At 58.1% G+C, this 15594-nt stretch carries 14 protein-coding genes; 12 read left to right on the forward strand and 2 right to left on the reverse strand.

Translation table 11 applies throughout. The annotated features are described in order from the left end of the window. Window positions 1-96: 96 nt before the first annotated feature. The gene (gene truA, locus K3556_RS02715; protein WP_260518196.1) at window positions 97-864 is read right to left on the reverse strand and encodes a tRNA pseudouridine(38-40) synthase TruA; all 768 of its coding nucleotides are present in this window, start codon (window positions 862-864) and stop codon (window positions 97-99) included. Between the two features lie 132 nt (window positions 865-996). Between truA and K3556_RS02720 the strand changes: the two genes are divergently transcribed. Genes K3556_RS02720 through K3556_RS02730 form a run of 3 tightly spaced genes read left to right on the forward strand, consistent with a single transcriptional unit; the run spans window position 997 to window position 3850 of the window. Next, entirely contained in the window at window positions 997-2412 is a 1416-nt protein-coding gene (locus K3556_RS02720) for a YcjX family protein (RefSeq protein WP_260518197.1), read from the forward strand. Further along, the gene (locus tag K3556_RS02725) at window positions 2409-2843 is read left to right on the forward strand and encodes a GNAT family N-acetyltransferase (protein WP_260518198.1); all 435 of its coding nucleotides are present in this window, start codon (window positions 2409-2411) and stop codon (window positions 2841-2843) included. The genes K3556_RS02720 and K3556_RS02725 overlap by 4 nt, the downstream gene beginning before the upstream one ends. Then, entirely contained in the window at window positions 2843-3850 is a 1008-nt protein-coding gene (locus K3556_RS02730; RefSeq protein ID WP_260518199.1) for a YcjF family protein, read from the forward strand. The genes K3556_RS02725 and K3556_RS02730 overlap by 1 nt, the downstream gene beginning before the upstream one ends. A gap of 19 nt (window positions 3851-3869) precedes the next feature. Here the strand turns inward: K3556_RS02730 and K3556_RS02735 are convergent, their stop codons facing one another. Then, a complete protein-coding gene (locus tag K3556_RS02735) occupies window positions 3870-4307 on the reverse strand; it encodes a group III truncated hemoglobin (RefSeq protein ID WP_260518200.1) in 438 nt (145 codons plus the stop codon). A gap of 270 nt (window positions 4308-4577) precedes the next feature. Between K3556_RS02735 and ileS the strand changes: the two genes are divergently transcribed. The 9 genes from ileS (at window position 4578) to uvrC (ending at window position 15589) form a co-directional block, all read left to right on the forward strand. Further along, entirely contained in the window at window positions 4578-7481 is a 2904-nt protein-coding gene (gene ileS / locus K3556_RS02740; protein WP_260518201.1) for an isoleucine--tRNA ligase, read from the forward strand. 104 nt (window positions 7482-7585) lie between these two features. After that, on the forward strand, window positions 7586-8311 hold the full coding sequence (locus tag K3556_RS02745) for an AAA family ATPase (RefSeq protein ID WP_260518202.1): 726 nt from the start codon (window positions 7586-7588) through the stop codon (window positions 8309-8311). A gap of 65 nt (window positions 8312-8376) precedes the next feature. Then, on the forward strand, window positions 8377-8835 hold the full coding sequence (locus K3556_RS02750; RefSeq protein ID WP_260518203.1) for a methylated-DNA--[protein]-cysteine S-methyltransferase: 459 nt from the start codon (window positions 8377-8379) through the stop codon (window positions 8833-8835). A 63-nt stretch (window positions 8836-8898) separates the two neighbouring features. Next, window positions 8899-9825, forward strand: coding sequence for an ABC transporter ATP-binding protein (locus K3556_RS02755; protein WP_260518204.1), 927 nt, complete (start codon window positions 8899-8901; stop codon window positions 9823-9825). Continuing rightward, the gene (locus K3556_RS02760; RefSeq protein WP_260518205.1) at window positions 9822-10583 is read left to right on the forward strand and encodes an ABC transporter permease; all 762 of its coding nucleotides are present in this window, start codon (window positions 9822-9824) and stop codon (window positions 10581-10583) included. Before K3556_RS02755 ends, K3556_RS02760 begins: the two co-directional genes overlap by 4 nt. 79 nt (window positions 10584-10662) lie before the next feature. After that, window positions 10663-11460 (forward strand): S49 family peptidase, encoded by a 798-nt coding sequence (locus K3556_RS02765; RefSeq protein ID WP_260518206.1) that lies wholly within the window; start codon window positions 10663-10665, stop codon window positions 11458-11460. 168 nt (window positions 11461-11628) lie between these two features. After that, window positions 11629-12597, forward strand: coding sequence for a calcium/sodium antiporter (locus K3556_RS02770; RefSeq protein WP_260518207.1), 969 nt, complete (start codon window positions 11629-11631; stop codon window positions 12595-12597). Next, window positions 12598-13389 carry an SDR family oxidoreductase gene (locus K3556_RS02775; RefSeq protein WP_260518208.1) on the forward strand — a complete coding sequence of 264 codons (792 nt, stop codon included), beginning with the start codon at window positions 12598-12600 and terminating at the stop codon, window positions 13387-13389. A gap of 358 nt (window positions 13390-13747) precedes the next feature. Beyond that, window positions 13748-15589: an excinuclease ABC subunit UvrC gene (gene uvrC / locus K3556_RS02780; RefSeq protein WP_409557770.1), complete on the forward strand. Its 1842-nt coding sequence runs from the start codon at window positions 13748-13750 to the stop codon at window positions 15587-15589. Window positions 15590-15594 lie beyond the last annotated feature (5 nt).

A 15594-nucleotide genomic window follows, 5' to 3' on the forward strand; every position in this document is an offset into this window, starting at 1 on the left:
AAACACCGGATGCCGACGTCACGCTCCAGCCAGCCTTCGCATAAATGGAAGCTCAGGACGTGCCGAACGGATGCTGCTAGACGTTGGGTTTCGTGACTATGCAAACGGGTTTTCGGGGTAAGTCACGCCAGCCAAATACAGCCCTTCAGGTGGGCAAACCGGCCCGCAGGCCGCCCGATCGCGGACTTCCAGCGCACGACTAACATCGTCAGGTGTCCACGCACCTGTGCCCACCCGCTCCAAAGTGCCAACGAAGCTGCGCACCTGATTGTGCAGGAAAGACCGCGCGCGCACGTGGAAGCGGTACTCGGTGCCGTTGGCCATCGTAATTTGCTCGACCCGCAGTTCGTCGAGTGTTCGAACTGGGCTGTCTGCCTGACATAGGGTCGACCGAAATGTTGTGAAGTCGTGTCGCCCCAGCAACCGATCAGCACCGGCCTGCATGGCGTCAACGTCCAACCCGTGTTTGATGTGCCACGCAAGGCCGCGATCGTGCGTCAACGGCGCGCGGCGCGAAATCAGGCGAAACAGATACCGCCGTTCAAGCGCCGAAAATCGGGCATGGAATTCATCACTCACTGCGGCGCAGTCCACAATGGCAATGCGCGCGCTTTTCAGATGATAATTCAGCGCCTCCGACAGCCGAAAGGCCTCCCAGTCTTTTTGCAGATCGCAATGTGCGACCTGCGCCAATCCGTGCACGCCAGCATCGGTTCGTCCAGCCGCTGCAATATTGTGCGTGCCGGATTCAAGCTTTTCCAGCGCAGCCTCGATCGCCCCCTGAACAGAAGGATGCTCCTTCTGGCGCTGCCAACCGGCAAACGATCCACCGTGGTATTCGACTTTTAAAGCGTATCTGGGCATAGCTTTCCGCATACCGTGCTGCGGGGGCACGGGCAAGATGCGACTCTATGGGGAGGCCGCATTGAAAGCTCCCCTCTGGCACTGTTGCAGCCGGATGCATATGTTCAGCCTGAATGAACGACGGAGGCACCTTTGGGCCTAGGCGATATCGCAGACAGTATTACCCGCCAGATCGAAGCGATTGGCGACGCGACAAGCGAAGCACTGTTCGAGCCTGTGATCCGGCTGGGCGTCACTGGCCTGTCGCGCGCAGGAAAAACGGTGTTTATCACCTCGCTGGTGGCCAACTTGATGAACCGGGGACGGATGCCGGGGCTTCTGGCGGCGGCCGATGGGCGTATTCAGGCGGCGTTCCTGCAACCTCAGCCGGACGATACTGTCCCGCGGTTTGACTATGAAACGCATCTGGCGGCGATGACCGGGTCCGCACCTTCTTGGCCCGCATCAACCCGCGCCACGTCCGAACTGCGCCTGTCGTTCCGGGTTCAACCCTCAGGCCTGTTGGGCGGGCTGCGCGGCCCCCGCACCGTGCATCTGGACATCGTGGACTATCCCGGAGAATGGCTGTTGGACCTGTCATTGCTGGACCTCAGCTATTCTGACTGGGCTGCTCAAGTGCTGGATCGGATCGCCGATCGACCGCAAGCGGAAAGCTATCTGGGTCTGCTGCAAGGCGTTGATGGTGCCGCGCCGCTGGACGAAATGGAGGCCAAGCGCCTTGCCGGTGGGTTCGCCGCTTACCTTACCGCTGCCCGCGAAGATGGATACAGCGACTGCACTCCGGGACGCTTCCTGTTGCCCGGTGATATGGAAGGCAGCCCCGCCTTGACCTTTGCCCCGATCCCGCGCCCCGACACCACGCCACGCAAAAGCCTGTGGCGCGAGATGGAGCGACGCTTCGAGGCCTATAAATCCCGTGTTGTGAAACCCTTCTTCCGGGACCATTTCTCAAAAATCGACCGCCAGATCGTACTGGTCGACGTGCTGGGTGCGATCCATTCCGGTCCCAATGCGTTGGAAGACCTGCGCCGCGCGATGGCCGAGATACTGACCGCCTTCCGGCCCGGCGCAAATGCGTTTCTCAGCTCGATCTTTCTGGGTCGCCGGGTTGAACGCATCTTGTTCGCCGCAACCAAGGCCGATCACTTGCACCACAGCCAGCACCCGCGCATGACGGCAATCACCGAAGCACTGCTGCGTGATGCGCGTGATCGGGCGGATTTTGCGGGCGCAAAGACTGCGGCGATGTCCATCGCGGCGCTACGCACAACTGTCGAAGAACGACTGGATCACGATGGGCAGATGCTCGACTGCGTGCGCGGGCAGCTATTGGACAGCGGCAAAACCGCCGCCTTCTATCCCGGTGAATTGCCTGAAGATCCCGCCCGATTGCTCTCACCAGCGCGCAGCGGGGCCGAGAAATGGCTGGACGCTGATTACCAGATCATGCGATTTGCGCCGACCTCGATCTCGCTTAAGCCAGGCGAAGGTCCACCCCACATCCGGCTCGACAAAGCCGTCGAGTTTCTGATTGGAGACCGATTGTGATCTTAGCTCCGGCCACCCTAGCGGACGCGCCTGCAATCGCCAACATCCTGACCGGTTGGATCGCCGCGACCCAATGGATGCCGCGCATTCATAGCCGCGCCAGCGAAAAAGGGTTCGCGCAAAAGTTGGTGGAACGCGGCTGGACCACGGTTGCCTGTGATCGCGGCCGCATCTGTGGCTTTCTGTCACGTGATCATGCCGAAGTGCATGCGCTTTACCTGGCACCTGCTGCGCGGAGACGCGGGATCGGCAAAGCTCTTCTGGACGACGCCAAAGCGGCGCGCGCTGATCTTGCGCTTTACGCCTTTCAGGCCAATGAAGGGGCGTGCCGGTTTTACCGACGTGAAGGCTTCACCGAGGAATTCCGCACCGATGGCGCGGGCAATGACGAGCACCTGCCGGATATCCGGTTTGTTTGGAGGGCTGCGTGATGGCCAACACTGAAAAACCAAAAAAGGGGCCGGTTCTGATCGAACTGGATGACGCGCCAGCTACGACGCCTGCTGATGCCCCTCCCGTGCCCGACCTAAGCCCCGTCGCAACGTCCGGCGCAGCTATGCAGAGCGCAATCAGCTTTGCGGGCCGCAAGCCGTCGTGGCTGGCGCGGTGGTTCTGGTCGCTGTTGCTTGCGATTACGGGTTTTGTGCTGTCGGTTGCCGCGCATGACTTCATCATGGGGCTGGTCGCGCGTCAGCCAATCCTTGGCTACGCGGCGCTGGGCTTGGTCGCGGCCTTCATTCTTGTCTTGCTGATCATAGCCCTGAAGGAATGGGTCGCGTTTGCCCGATTGCGCCGCGTCGACACGCTGCATCGCGCTGCCGAAGCCGCCATGGCACATGGTGATCTGGGGGAAGCCCGCAGCGTGGTCGATAGCTTGAAACGGCTGTATCGCGGGCGCGATGATATGCGGTGGGGGCTGGATCGGATGGCCGAGCGTGATGGAGATGTGTTCGACGCAGACACACTTTTTTCACTGGCGGAAACCGAACTGATGGCGCCGCTGGATGCCGCCGCAATCAAAGAGGTTGAGGCCGCCGCCCGTCAGGTCGCCACTGTGACTGCCATTGTGCCCATCGCGCTGGCCGATGTGGCGACGGCGCTGACCGCCAACATCCGCATGATCCGGCGCGTGGCCGAGATATACGGTGGCCGCTCTGGCGCGCTGGGAAGCTGGCGCTTGACCCGTGCCGTCATGGCACATCTGGTGGCGACCGGCGCTGTCGCGATCGGCGATGACATGATCGGTTCATTGGCTGGGGGGGGCATTTTGTCGAAACTTAGCAGACGCTTCGGCGAAGGCGTGGTGAACGGTGCGCTAACCGCACGTGTCGGCGTTGCCGCCCTTGAAGTCTGTCGACCATTGCCGTTTGGCCCGAAGAAACGCCCGAGCGTCACAGGAATTGTGAAACGCGCGCTGACGGGGTTGTTTGGAAACTGAGCCTCACACCGAAGTCAGATCAGTTTAGTCTTGGCACCTGCTGCGCAGGCTGTGACAGGTCTTCGACACCCATCCGAAGTCCACGTCCGATCCGATGGGCCAGCATGATCCACGCGCGCGCCGTTTCCGGTGGAAGCACTTCGGTCGTGACCTCTTCAAACAGGTCCAGCCACGGGTTAAAATGGTTTGGTTTAACATCTCCGGCCTGCATGTGTGCCCGCATTGGATTGCCGTCGTAACCGGGTTCTCGCAGGATTGCCCCACGCCAAAACCGTGAAATCAGGGCGATATGCGTCGCCCATTCTTCATCCGTTGTTCCCACATGACCGTTGAAAATGGGCCCGAGTTCTGGATGCTGTCGGACCCGCGCGTAAAACACAGCCAGAACCAGGCCGATTTCATTTGGGGTAATATCGAAAAGCCTGAGTGGATTTGGCCTTGAAACTGTTTGTGCCATTGCGCGTCTCTTTTCCTAGTAAAATACTCGACAAACTCGGGGCCGCCAAGGGGGACGACATGGACAAAACAGCACAGGCCAACAGGCCTTCATGACTTTACGCCGCCCAACCACACGCCTATAACGCCCTCATGATGCACGCACAGGCCATCATTATTCGAATTATATGCCCGGCGCTCTGATCAAGACGAGCCGCCGGGACAAGGCGTTTGGATAACCGCGCCGCCCCATAGCCCCATTTGCGAAAATCTCCTGAAAAGGACCGGACACATGTGTGCCGATACACCTGAATACAAAGACACCCTGACGCTTCCCGTCACCGATTTCCCGATGCGCGCAGGCCTGCCCAAGCGCGAGCCAGAGTGGCTGGCCCGCTGGGAAAAGATCGGCGTCTATGACCGCCTGCGCGAAACTGCGGGCGACCGCGTGCCGTTTGTGTTGCACGATGGACCGCCTTATGCGAACGGGCATCTGCATATCGGCCACGCGCTGAACAAAACGATCAAGGACATGATCGTGCGCTCGCACCAGATGATGGGTTTTGATGCGCGCTATGTGCCCGGGTGGGACTGCCACGGTCTGCCGATTGAATGGAAGATCGAGGAACAGTACCGCAAGAAGGGCCGCGACAAGGACGAAGTCAATGTCGTCGATTTCCGTCAGGAATGCCGCAAGTTCGCCGAGGGCTGGATCGACATACAGCGTGACGAGTTCAAACGTCTGGGCATCACCGGAAACTGGGCCGATCCATATCTGACGATGGACTTCCATGCCGAGCGTGTGATCGCCGAGGAATTCATGAAGTTCCTGATGAACGGCACACTGTATCAAGGATCCAAGCCCGTGATGTGGTCACCGGTTGAGAAAACCGCGCTGGCCGAGGCCGAGATCGAGTATCACGACCACAAATCGCACACGATCTGGGTGCCGTTCTCGTTTGCGAATGCCGAAGGTGATCTGGCTGAGGCACGCGTCGTGATCTGGACCACGACGCCTTGGACAATCCCGTCCAACAAGGCCGTCGCCTTTAACGACAAAATCGCTTACGGGCTTTATCGCGTTGATGCGACCGAGGAAGAAAGCTGGACCGCGCCGGGTCAGCTCTACATCTTTGCCGATACTTTGGCTGAGGACGCGCTGGGCAAATCCCGTGTGACCGAGTTTACCCGTGTGCGGGATGTCGCAGCCGATGAACTGTCGGGGCTGATCTGTAAGCACCCCTTCCACGGCCTCGACGGTGCCGATGGCTTCTGGGACTATGAGGTCCCGATGATCGACGGTGATCACGTGACGGACGATGCGGGGACGGGGTTTGTACATACTGCGCCCAGCCACGGTGCTGACGACTATGAAGCATTCGTGAAGCGCAACTGGATCGACCGGATGACCCACAATGTGGGCGAAGAAAGTGAATTCCTGCCCCATGTGCCGTTTTTCGCGGGCCTGCAGGTCTTTGACCGAAAGGGCAAGGAAGGCAAAGCCAATAACGCTGTGATCGCCAAACTGGTCGAGGCCGGTGGCATCATCGCGCGTGGGCGTGTGACGCATTCCTATCCGCATTCGTGGCGGTCGAAAGCGCCCATCGTATTCCGCAACACGCCACAGTGGTTTGCGAGCGTGGACAAAGAGGTTGGCGACGGACAGGACGAGATGGGCAAGACCATCCGCGAACGTGCGCTGAACTCCATTGATCAGCTGGTCAAATGGTGGCCTCAGACCGGTCGCAACCGACTCTATTCGATGATCGAAGCGCGCCCGGATTGGGTGTTGTCGCGTCAACGCGCGTGGGGTGTGCCGCTGACCTGCTTTGTGAAAAAGGGACTGTTGCCGACTGACGAAGATTTCCTTCTGCGCGACCCCGCCGTGAACACGCGCATCGCCGAGGCGTTCGAGGTCGAAGGGGCCGACGCATGGTATGCTGACGGCGCAAAAGAGCGGTTCTTGGGCAATGATCACAACGCCGACGACTGGGAGCAGGTCTTCGACGTGCTCGACGTGTGGTTTGACAGTGGTTCGACCCACTCTTTCGTGCTGCGCGACCGTGAAGACGGCACGCCGGACGGGATCGCAGATGTCTATATGGAAGGCACCGACCAGCATCGCGGTTGGTTCCATTCTTCGCTTTTGCAAGCCTGCGGTACCAAAGGCCGTGCACCCTACAAGAACGTTGTGACCCATGGTTTCACGCTGGACGAAAAGGGCATGAAGATGTCCAAATCCTTGGGCAATACCATCGTGCCCGAGACCGTCGTGAAGCAATATGGCGCGGATATTCTGCGTCTTTGGGTTGCCCAGACGGACTACACGGTCGACCAACGGATCGGGCCGGAAATCCTGAAAGGTGTGGCCGACAGCTATCGCCGTTTGCGCAACACGATGCGCTTCATGTTGGGCAACCTGAACGGGTTTGACGATGCCGAGCGTGTGGACGTGGCGGATATGCCGGAGCTGGAGCGCTGGGTGTTGCATCGTCTGGCCGAACTGGATCACGTCGTGCGCGAAGGGTATAAGGCCTACGACTTCCAGGGCGTGTTCTCGGCCGTGTTCACCTTTGCCACCGTCGACCTGTCGAGCTTTTATTTCGACATCCGCAAGGACGCGCTTTACTGCGATGGGGCAGACAGCCTGAACCGCCGCGCCGCGCGCACTGTGTTGGACATCTTGTTCCACCGCCTGACCACATGGCTGGCGCCGGTTCTGGTTTTCACCATGGAAGATGTGTGGTTGGAGCGTTTCCCCGGCGATGAAAGCTCGGTGCATCTGGTCGATTTCCCCGACACGGCGGCGGACTGGCTGGACGAACCTCTGGCGGCAAAATGGTCCGGTGTCCGCAAGGCCCGCCGCGTTGTCACGGCCGCGCTGGAAATTCAGCGACGCGACAAGGTGATCGGGGCTTCGCTGGAAGCAGCCCCGGTTGTTCACGTGCGCGACAAGGACATTCTGGCGTCATTGAAATCCGTGAACTTCGCGGACATCACGATCACTTCGGCTGTGTCGCTGACAAACGACCCGCTGCCTTCTGAAGCCTTCCGCCTGCCGGAAATCGAAGGCGTGGGTGTGGTGTTCGAAAAAGCATCGGGCGAGAAATGCCAGCGCTGCTGGAAAATTCTGCCGGACGTGGGCAACCACGAACACGCCGGTACGTGTGGTCGTTGCGACGAAGCACTGGGATAAGCAATGACGGGCGGGCCAGTGGCTCGCCCTTCGCTTTAGGTCAACAGATGGCAAAGCGCGCCCGAAGCACCATGTTGCCAGCACCATATCTTAAAAGGATATGGGTGCGGCCTGACGCTTTGCCGCTGCCAAAGGCATACCCCTTCGATATCGCGTGGCTGAGTGAGGATTTCGAGTTGGAATTCGACACCCCGGTTATGATTTTCTGCGGGGAAAACGGCGCAGGTAAATCCACGTTGATAGAAGCACTCGCCGGATTTTGTGGCTTTGACGAAGCGGGCGGTGGCAATGGCTATGCGCCGGTCGATCACGGCATGGCACTGGACGTCAGCGGCGCTGGATTAGGCGACGCTTTGCGCGGCGCGTGGCTGCCAAAAGTGACGCAAGGCTGGTTTTTCCGGGCCGAAACCTTCTTTTCCGTTTCACGATATTTGGATGAGACCGCGCAAACCTATGGGGGGACGGCACCGGACTTCCTGTCCCATTCGCACGGCGAAGGCTTCCTTAGGTTCTTTAGCGAACGGATGGAGCAGCAGGGGATATATTTCCTTGATGAACCCGAAAGCGCATTGTCACCGCGCCGACAGGTAGAGTTGCTGCAACTTCTTATGAAGGTGCAGCAGACAGGAAGTTCTCAGGTGATCCTGTCAACGCATTCGCCCATCTTGATGGCCACACCGGGTGCTGATTTGCGCCAGATCACCCACCGTGGAATTTTCCCAATCGCCTACCGCGATACGGAACACTTTCGACTTTATCAATCCTTTGCTCTGGATCCTGAAGGGTTCCTGATATCGGCGCTCGACGGCGATTGGGATGCGATTACTTAGACGGCCCTGCCCATTAGGGACAAAAACCGGATTGATTGCCCCTGCTGGCTGGGCCAGTCTTCGGCATGTTTCAGATGTCATTCCTTTCGCCTGTCGGACCGTTAGTCATCCATGAAGAAGATGGTGCGGTGACGCGGCTAAGTTGGGGTCGGGCCATCGATGAAGCGGAAACTCCTTTATTGCGGGACGCAAATGAACAGCTTTTGGCCTATTTCGATGGTCGTCTGACAAAATTTGACCTGCCAACATTTGTTCATGGTTCAGATTTCCAACGCGCTGTCTGCGACGCGATGTTGGCCATACCGTATGGCGAGACACTGACCTATGGCGATATTGCCAAGCTTACGGCGAACTCGGCGCAAGCCGTCGGAAACGCATGCGGGGCGAACCCAATCCCGATCATTATCCCGTGCCATCGCGTGATGGGAGCAGGGGGTAAGCTGGTCGGGTTTTCCGGCGCGGGCGGGGTTGAGACAAAAGTTCAGCTTCTGCGCCTTGAAGGCGCCGCCGGGTTGCTTATTTGAAAGACTTGGCCCGCAACGCGCTGTTGTTCAACAAACAGTGCGGCGGCGATACAGGGGGACAGAATGACGACGATCCTGAAAGTCAGCGGCGTGACGAAGACCTATGAGGGTGGTCATGAGGCCCTTAAGGGCGTCGATCTCGAGATCCAAGAAGGTGAGATATTGGCCCTGTTGGGCCCTAACGGCGCCGGGAAAACGACGCTGATCTCGATCATCTGCGGGATTGCGACCGCGTCAACCGGCACGATCACTATCGGCGGATTTGACCACGTCCAGGATTACCGCGCGGCGCGCAACCTGATCGGGCTTGTGCCGCAGGAAATCAATCTGGAACCGTTCGAGACAGTGATGAACACAGTGCGGTTTTCGCGCGGCCTGTTCGGGCGCCCCCGCGACGATGCAAGGATCGAAGAAATCCTGAAGCTGCTCAGCTTGCACGACAAGAAAGATAACCGGATCATGACGCTGTCTGGCGGTATGAAGCGGCGGGTGCTGATTGCCAAGGCCCTGTGTCACGACCCCCAAATCCTGTTCCTTGACGAGCCGACAGCGGGCGTGGATGTCGAGTTGCGCAAAGACATGTGGGCCATCGTGGCGAAACTAAAAGCAACCGGCGTCACGGTGATTTTGACCACCCATTACATCGAAGAAGCCGAAGCGATGGCGGACCGGATTGGCGTGATCTCTAAAGGCGAGATTCTGTTGGTCGAAAACAAGGACGCGCTGATCAAACGTTTGGGACAGAAAGAACTTGTGATCGAACTGGACACACCGATAGAGGCCGTGCCCAAAGAACTGGCCGCGTATCCGCTGACCCTGTCGGGCGCGGGTGGGCTTATCTATAGCTATGACACCCAGACCGGCAGCACAGGCATAACCGGGTTGTTGGCTGATCTGCGCGAGGCCGGATTGCATTTGTCTGATCTGTCCACGCGTCAAAGCTCGCTTGAAGATATTTTCGTGGATCTGGTGAAGGAGGATGCAGCGTGAACTGGAACGCAATCGCCGCGATTTACCGGTTCGAGATGGCCCGAACCTTCCGCACCCTGATGCAATCTATCGTGTCGCCGGTCCTGTCGACCTCGCTTTACTTTATCGTGTTCGGAGCTGCGATCGGGTCACGTATCGAGCAAGTCGAAGGTGTCAGCTATGGCGCCTTCATCGTTCCCGGCCTGATCATGCTGACCGTGCTGACGCAAAGCACAACCAACGCCTCTTTTGGGATCTACTTCCCCAAGTTCATCGGCACCATTTACGAGCATCTATCCGCCCCAATCTCGTTCTTTGAGATTGTCATCGGATATGTCGGCGCAGCTGCGACGAAAGCCTTCATGATCGGCTTGATCATACTTGCAACCGCGTTTTTCTTCGTCGACCTGACAATCGTGCACCCGGTCTGGATGATGACGTTTCTAGTTCTGACCTGTATCAGTTTCGCGCTGCTTGGTTTCATCATCGGTATCTGGGCGCAAAATTTCGAGCAGCTACAACTTGTTCCGCTGCTGGTCATCACGCCATTGGTGTTTCTTGGCGGGTCGTTTTATTCGATTTCCATGCTGCCGCCGGCGTGGCAGACGATCACGTTGTTTAACCCGGTCGTATACCTGATCTCGGGTTTCAGGTGGGCGTTTTTCGGGATGGCCGATGTGTCAGTGGGCTGGTCTGTCCTTGCCATTGCGGTATTCATGACCACATGCCTTGCAACCATTGGATGGATATTCCGTACGGGATACCGCTTGCGCAGTTGATGATGGGCCTTCTGCAACAGGGGAACAACCTTACCCCCATCCCCTTGCCTGAGTTAGGAGCGCGGTCTAAATGACAGCCATGACGACATACATACCGTTTATCAAGAAACCGCCGCTGGTCGCGGTGATCCGCCTGACAGGTGTGATTGCAACCGGAACCCGTGGGCAGTTGAACGATGCGACTCTTGCCCCGGTGATCGAACGCGCGTTTCGCAAAGGTAAACCCCAGGCGGTCGCGCTGGTCATCAACTCTCCCGGTGGAAGCCCGGTGCAATCCAGCCTGATCACCGCCCGCATTCGCCGTCTGGCCGAAGAGAAAGGCGTGCCTGTCTATGCCTTTGTCGAGGATGTCGCGGCGTCGGGTGGCTATTGGTTGGCAACAGCGGCAGACGAGATTTATGCGGATGAAAGCTCGATCCTCGGGTCCATCGGAGTCATCTCGGCGGGCTTTGGCCTGACAGGGCTGATCGAAAAAATCGGTGTTGAGCGGCGCGTTTATACGGCTGGAAAGTCCAAATCCATGCTGGACCCGTTCCAGCCGGAGAAACCAGCGGACCTGAAGCGCCTGAAGGTGTTGCAAGAAGACATTCACGACGCCTTCAAAAGGCAGGTTACAACCCGCCGCAACGGCAAACTGCCTGAGGGTGAGGATCTTTTCACCGGCGACGTCTGGTTGGGCCATGCGGCCATCGAGAAGGGTCTGGCCGATGGCATCGGGCATATCGTGCCTACGATGAAAAAGGTACTCGGCGAAAAGGTGCGGTTCCGGGTTTACGGCCCGCGCCGTGCCATGCTGAGCCGTTTCGGATTGCGACTTGGTGCCGATGCCATGTCAGCCTTAGAGGAGCGCGCTGAATTCGCGCGTTTCGGGCTTTAGATGGTCATCAAGATCGTCGTTCTGTTTCTGGTTGGCATGGGTGTTTTGGCTATGTTTGGTAAATTGCGTTATCCCGGCCAACAGCGGATCGAGGCAATGAAATGCCCGCGTTGTGGGCGCTATCGATTGGGGAAATCCCCCTGCGACTGTAACGGGAAGGGCTGAGTCTTGGATCTGATCTACGCCGCACTTGGCCTCGTGATCCTGCTTCTGGCTGGCGACAGTCTTGTGCGCGGGGCGGTGAACCTGTCGCTGCGCCTTGGCGTTCCGGCACTGATCGTGTCGCTGACCATTGTCGCCTTCGGCACGTCCGCACCAGAGCTTCTGATTTCCGTTCAAGCTATTTCGCAGGGCGTGCCGGGTCTTGCTTTGGGCAATGTGATCGGCTCGAACACAGCCAACATTCTTTTGGTTCTTGGGGTGCCCGCCTTGATCTCGGGGCTTTCGACAGGCACGTGCGACACCAAAAAAAGCTATCTGCAGATGATGGCCGCGACAGTTCTTTTCATCGCTCTGTGCTATGGCGGTGTTATCAGCTGGGTGCAGGGGCTTGTGCTGTTGGCAGCCCTCGCTCTGGTTCTAAGTTCTGCCTTTCGAGAAGCCTTGTGCCACCGCCGTGCAGTTGCCAATGGCGCCTCCGAACTTCCTGAAGATGAGGAAGAGGTCGAGGGCGCTGATCCCAATATGCCGTGGTGGAAGGTTATCCTGTTCCTGCTGCTGGGGCTGATCGGCCTGCCGTTGGGCGCGGACCTTCTTGTTGATGCCTCGACGAGCATTGCGCGCCATTATGGGGTTTCCGAAACGGTGATTGGGCTGACCCTTGTTGCGCTTGGAACGTCCCTGCCCGAGTTGGCAACAACGGTGATGGCTGCATTGAGAAATCAGGCCGATGTGGCACTTGGCAACGTGATCGGGTCGAACATGTTCAACCTGCTTGCGATTATCGGGATCGCCTCGTTTGTCGGCCCGATCCCAGTTGATCTTAGCCACTTGGGCTTCGATTTGTGGGTCATGTTTGCAGCGTCTCTGCTGCTGGCCCCGTTTGTGTTTCTGAAATGGCATATGGGGCGCAGATGGGGGATCGTCCTGTCGATCCTTTACGTGCTTTATATCATCGCTGTTTTGGTGGTCAGTTAAATGGTGGGGCAACGTGCTTTGGTCACCGGTGCGGGCGCACGACTAGGCCGCGAGATGGCGCTGGAGCTTGCCGCGATGGGCTATGACGTCGTTGTGCATTACGCCACGTCTTCGGACGGTGCCGACGAAACGGTCAGCGCCATACAGAAGATGGGGCAACATGCCGTCGCTTTGCAGGCGGATCTTCTGGACATGTCGCAAGTGGACGCTCTTGTACCGCGCGCGGTTGATGCACTGAATGGGCCGCTCTCGGTGTTGGTCAACAACGCCTCGGTCTTTGAGTATGACAACATCAAAACGGCGACGCAGAGCAGCTGGGACCGGCACATGTCGTCCAACCTGCGCGCGCCTTTCTTTTTGATGCAGGCATTTGCTGCACAAGCGCCAAAGGCGGTCATTGACGAGCGTGGCGAAAGTTTGCCTCGTGCGCTTGTCGTAAATATGCTGGACCAACGCGTGCAGAAACCCACTCCGGAGTTCATGACTTACAGCCTTGCAAAAAGCGCGCTGTGGTCATTGACCCGGACCGCTGCGCAGGCTTTGGCGCCGCATGTGCGGGTCAACGGAATCGCACCGGGAACGACTTTAATTGGCGCGCGGCAGTCGCAGGACCATTTTGATGGACAGCGCGCCGCATCACTTTTGCGACGCGGCGCGAATGTTGGCGATATCACGGCTGCGCTGGCTTTTTTCCTGAACGCGCCCGCCGTTACGGGTCAGATGATCGCCGTCGACGGAGGGCAGCATCTGGCTTGGGAAACACTTGATATTCGCGGAGTAGAAAAACCTTAGAATCTTTTCTAGGTGGAAGAGCCGCGGCTTCCCGACCGGCAAGTTGTGCACCTGTGAAGTTCACGCAGGGTCAAGTCCATATTTTTTGCAATGATTTCATCTATTTACACGGCTGTCATATTTCTTTTGTTATATTTCAATGCGTTACACTGCTGCCTAAAAAATAGGCAGTACGACGAAGTGGGCTGAATACAAGGGATTTTTCCGGATGGTCAAAACATGTCCTCAGAGTTATCCACAGAAATTGTGGGCAGCTTTCCTCTTGTGTCCAGAGCGCTAAGATTGCAGGCAAGTAGAGAATCGGGGCGGCAGAGAATTGAGCGGTGAAGGCACTCAGAATGAAGACAGCAAGCCGCCGGTGGCTGTCGGGCATGGTGTGGTCCAAGCCTATCTGAAAACACTCGACAATTCGCCGGGCGTTTATCGAATGCTCGATGGGAAGGGCCGCGTTCTTTATGTCGGTAAAGCGCGCAGTCTGAAGAAGCGCGTGTCGAACTATGCCAAGCCAACGGGCCATTCGGCGCGGATCGCGCGGATGATCGGCCAAACCGCATCAATGATGTTTCTTACGACCAAGACAGAAACCGAAGCCTTGTTGTTGGAACAGAACCTGATCAAGCAGTTGAAGCCGCACTTCAATGTGCTGCTACGCGACGACAAGAGCTTTCCGAACATACTCGTGACCGGCCACACGTTCCCGCAAATCAAAAAACATCGCGGCGCGCGGAAAGAGAAAGGGTCTTATTACGGCCCCTTCGCCAGCGCCGATGCCGTCAACCGAACTCTGAACCAGTTGCAGAAAGTATTCCTGCTGCGCAATTGCACAGATGCGACATTTGATGCGCGCTCGCGCCCGTGTCTGCAATATCAGATCAAACGATGCTCGGGTCCCTGTGTCGGCAAGATCGACGCCGAGGGATATGCCAATCTGGTGCGTGACGCCGAAGATTTCCTGTCCGGCCGTACGACAAAGATGCAAGAGAACCTTGCAGCTGACATGCAAGCCGCATCGGAAGGGATGGAGTTCGAAAAGGCCGCCGTTTTGCGTGACCGCATTCGCGCCCTGACGCAGGTGCAGCAGGCACAGGGCGTAAATCCACGCGGCGTCACCGAGGCCGACGTGATCGCACTTCATATGGATGGCGGACAGGCCTGTGTTCAGGTGTTCTTTATCCGGGCAAACCAAAACTGGGGCAACCGAGATTTCTATCCGCGCACGGGCGCTGGGGCGGGTCCCGGCGAAGTGCTGCAAGCCTTCGTTGGTCAGTTTTATGACCAGAAAGAACCGCCGCGCTTGATCCTGTTGTCCGACCCCTTAGACGAACAGGAGCTGATGGCAGAAGCCCTGTCCGAGCGGTTGGGCCGTAAGGTCGAGATATCAGTACCGCTCCGGGGTGAGAAATCCGATCTTGTAGCAAATGCCCAACGCAATGCCCGCGAAAGCTTGGCACGCAAGATGGCGGAAACCGCAACTCAGGCCCGTTTGCTGGATGGGGTCGCGACGGCGTTTGGTCTGGACGCGCCGCCGAAACGGATCGAGGTTTATGACAACTCGCACATTCAAGGCGCCCACGCCGTTGGTGCGATGATCGTCGCAGGTGCCGAGGGGTTTCTGAAAAGCCAATACCGCAAGTTCAACATCAAGGGCGAGGATCTGACGCCCGGCGACGATTTTGGCATGATGAAAGAAGTGCTGACCCGTCGGTTCAAGCGCCTGTTGAAAGAAGACCCGAACCGCGAGGGCGAGCATTGGCCCGACCTGCTGTTGATCGATGGGGGCGCTGGGCAGGTCAGCGCCGTGCATCAGATCATGGAAGAGCTTGGCGTCACGGACATTCCAATGGTTGGCGTGGCCAAAGGGGTAGACCGCGATCAGGGAAAGGAGGAGTTCTACCGACGGAAAAAACGCTCCTTCGCGTTAAAACGGAATGATCCTGTCCTGTATTTCATTCAACGGCTACGCGACGAGGCACACCGCTTTGCCATCGGCACCCACCGTGCCAAGCGTGCTAAAGCGCAGGGCGCCACGCCGCTGGACGAGGTGCCGGGCGTCGGCGCAACACGCAAACGCGCGCTGTTACAACATTTTGGTTCGGCCAAAGCGGTCAGCCGCGCCGGGCTTGACGATCTCAAGGCGGTCGACGGGATTTCTGAAACACTTGCGGAAACCATCTATGGCTTCTTCCATGACAAGGGCTGACACGG

Origin of the sequence: Aliiroseovarius sp. M344, from assembly GCF_025140835.1 — a bacterium.
Lineage (GTDB): Bacteria > Pseudomonadota > Alphaproteobacteria > Rhodobacterales > Rhodobacteraceae > Aliiroseovarius.

What these genes read in the sequence shown, in the direction of transcription:
- K3556_RS02735 (WP_260518200.1), bottom strand. Translation starts at nt 4,307, where the DNA reads ATGGCACAAACAGTTTCAAGGCCAAATCCACTCAGGCTTTTCGATATT.
- K3556_RS02765 (WP_260518206.1), top strand. Translation starts at nt 10,663, where the DNA reads ATGACGACATACATACCGTTTATCAAGAAACCGCCGCTGGTCGCGGTG.
- K3556_RS02755 (WP_260518204.1), top strand. Translation starts at nt 8,899, where the DNA reads ATGACGACGATCCTGAAAGTCAGCGGCGTGACGAAGACCTATGAGGGT.
- K3556_RS02775 (WP_260518208.1), top strand. Translation starts at nt 12,598, where the DNA reads ATGGTGGGGCAACGTGCTTTGGTCACCGGTGCGGGCGCACGACTAGGC.
- K3556_RS02750 (WP_260518203.1), top strand. Translation starts at nt 8,377, where the DNA reads ATGTTTCAGATGTCATTCCTTTCGCCTGTCGGACCGTTAGTCATCCAT.
- truA (WP_260518196.1), bottom strand. Translation starts at nt 864, where the DNA reads ATGCCCAGATACGCTTTAAAAGTCGAATACCACGGTGGATCGTTTGCC.
- K3556_RS02730 (WP_260518199.1), top strand. Translation starts at nt 2,843, where the DNA reads ATGGCCAACACTGAAAAACCAAAAAAGGGGCCGGTTCTGATCGAACTG.
- ileS (WP_260518201.1), top strand. Translation starts at nt 4,578, where the DNA reads ATGTGTGCCGATACACCTGAATACAAAGACACCCTGACGCTTCCCGTC.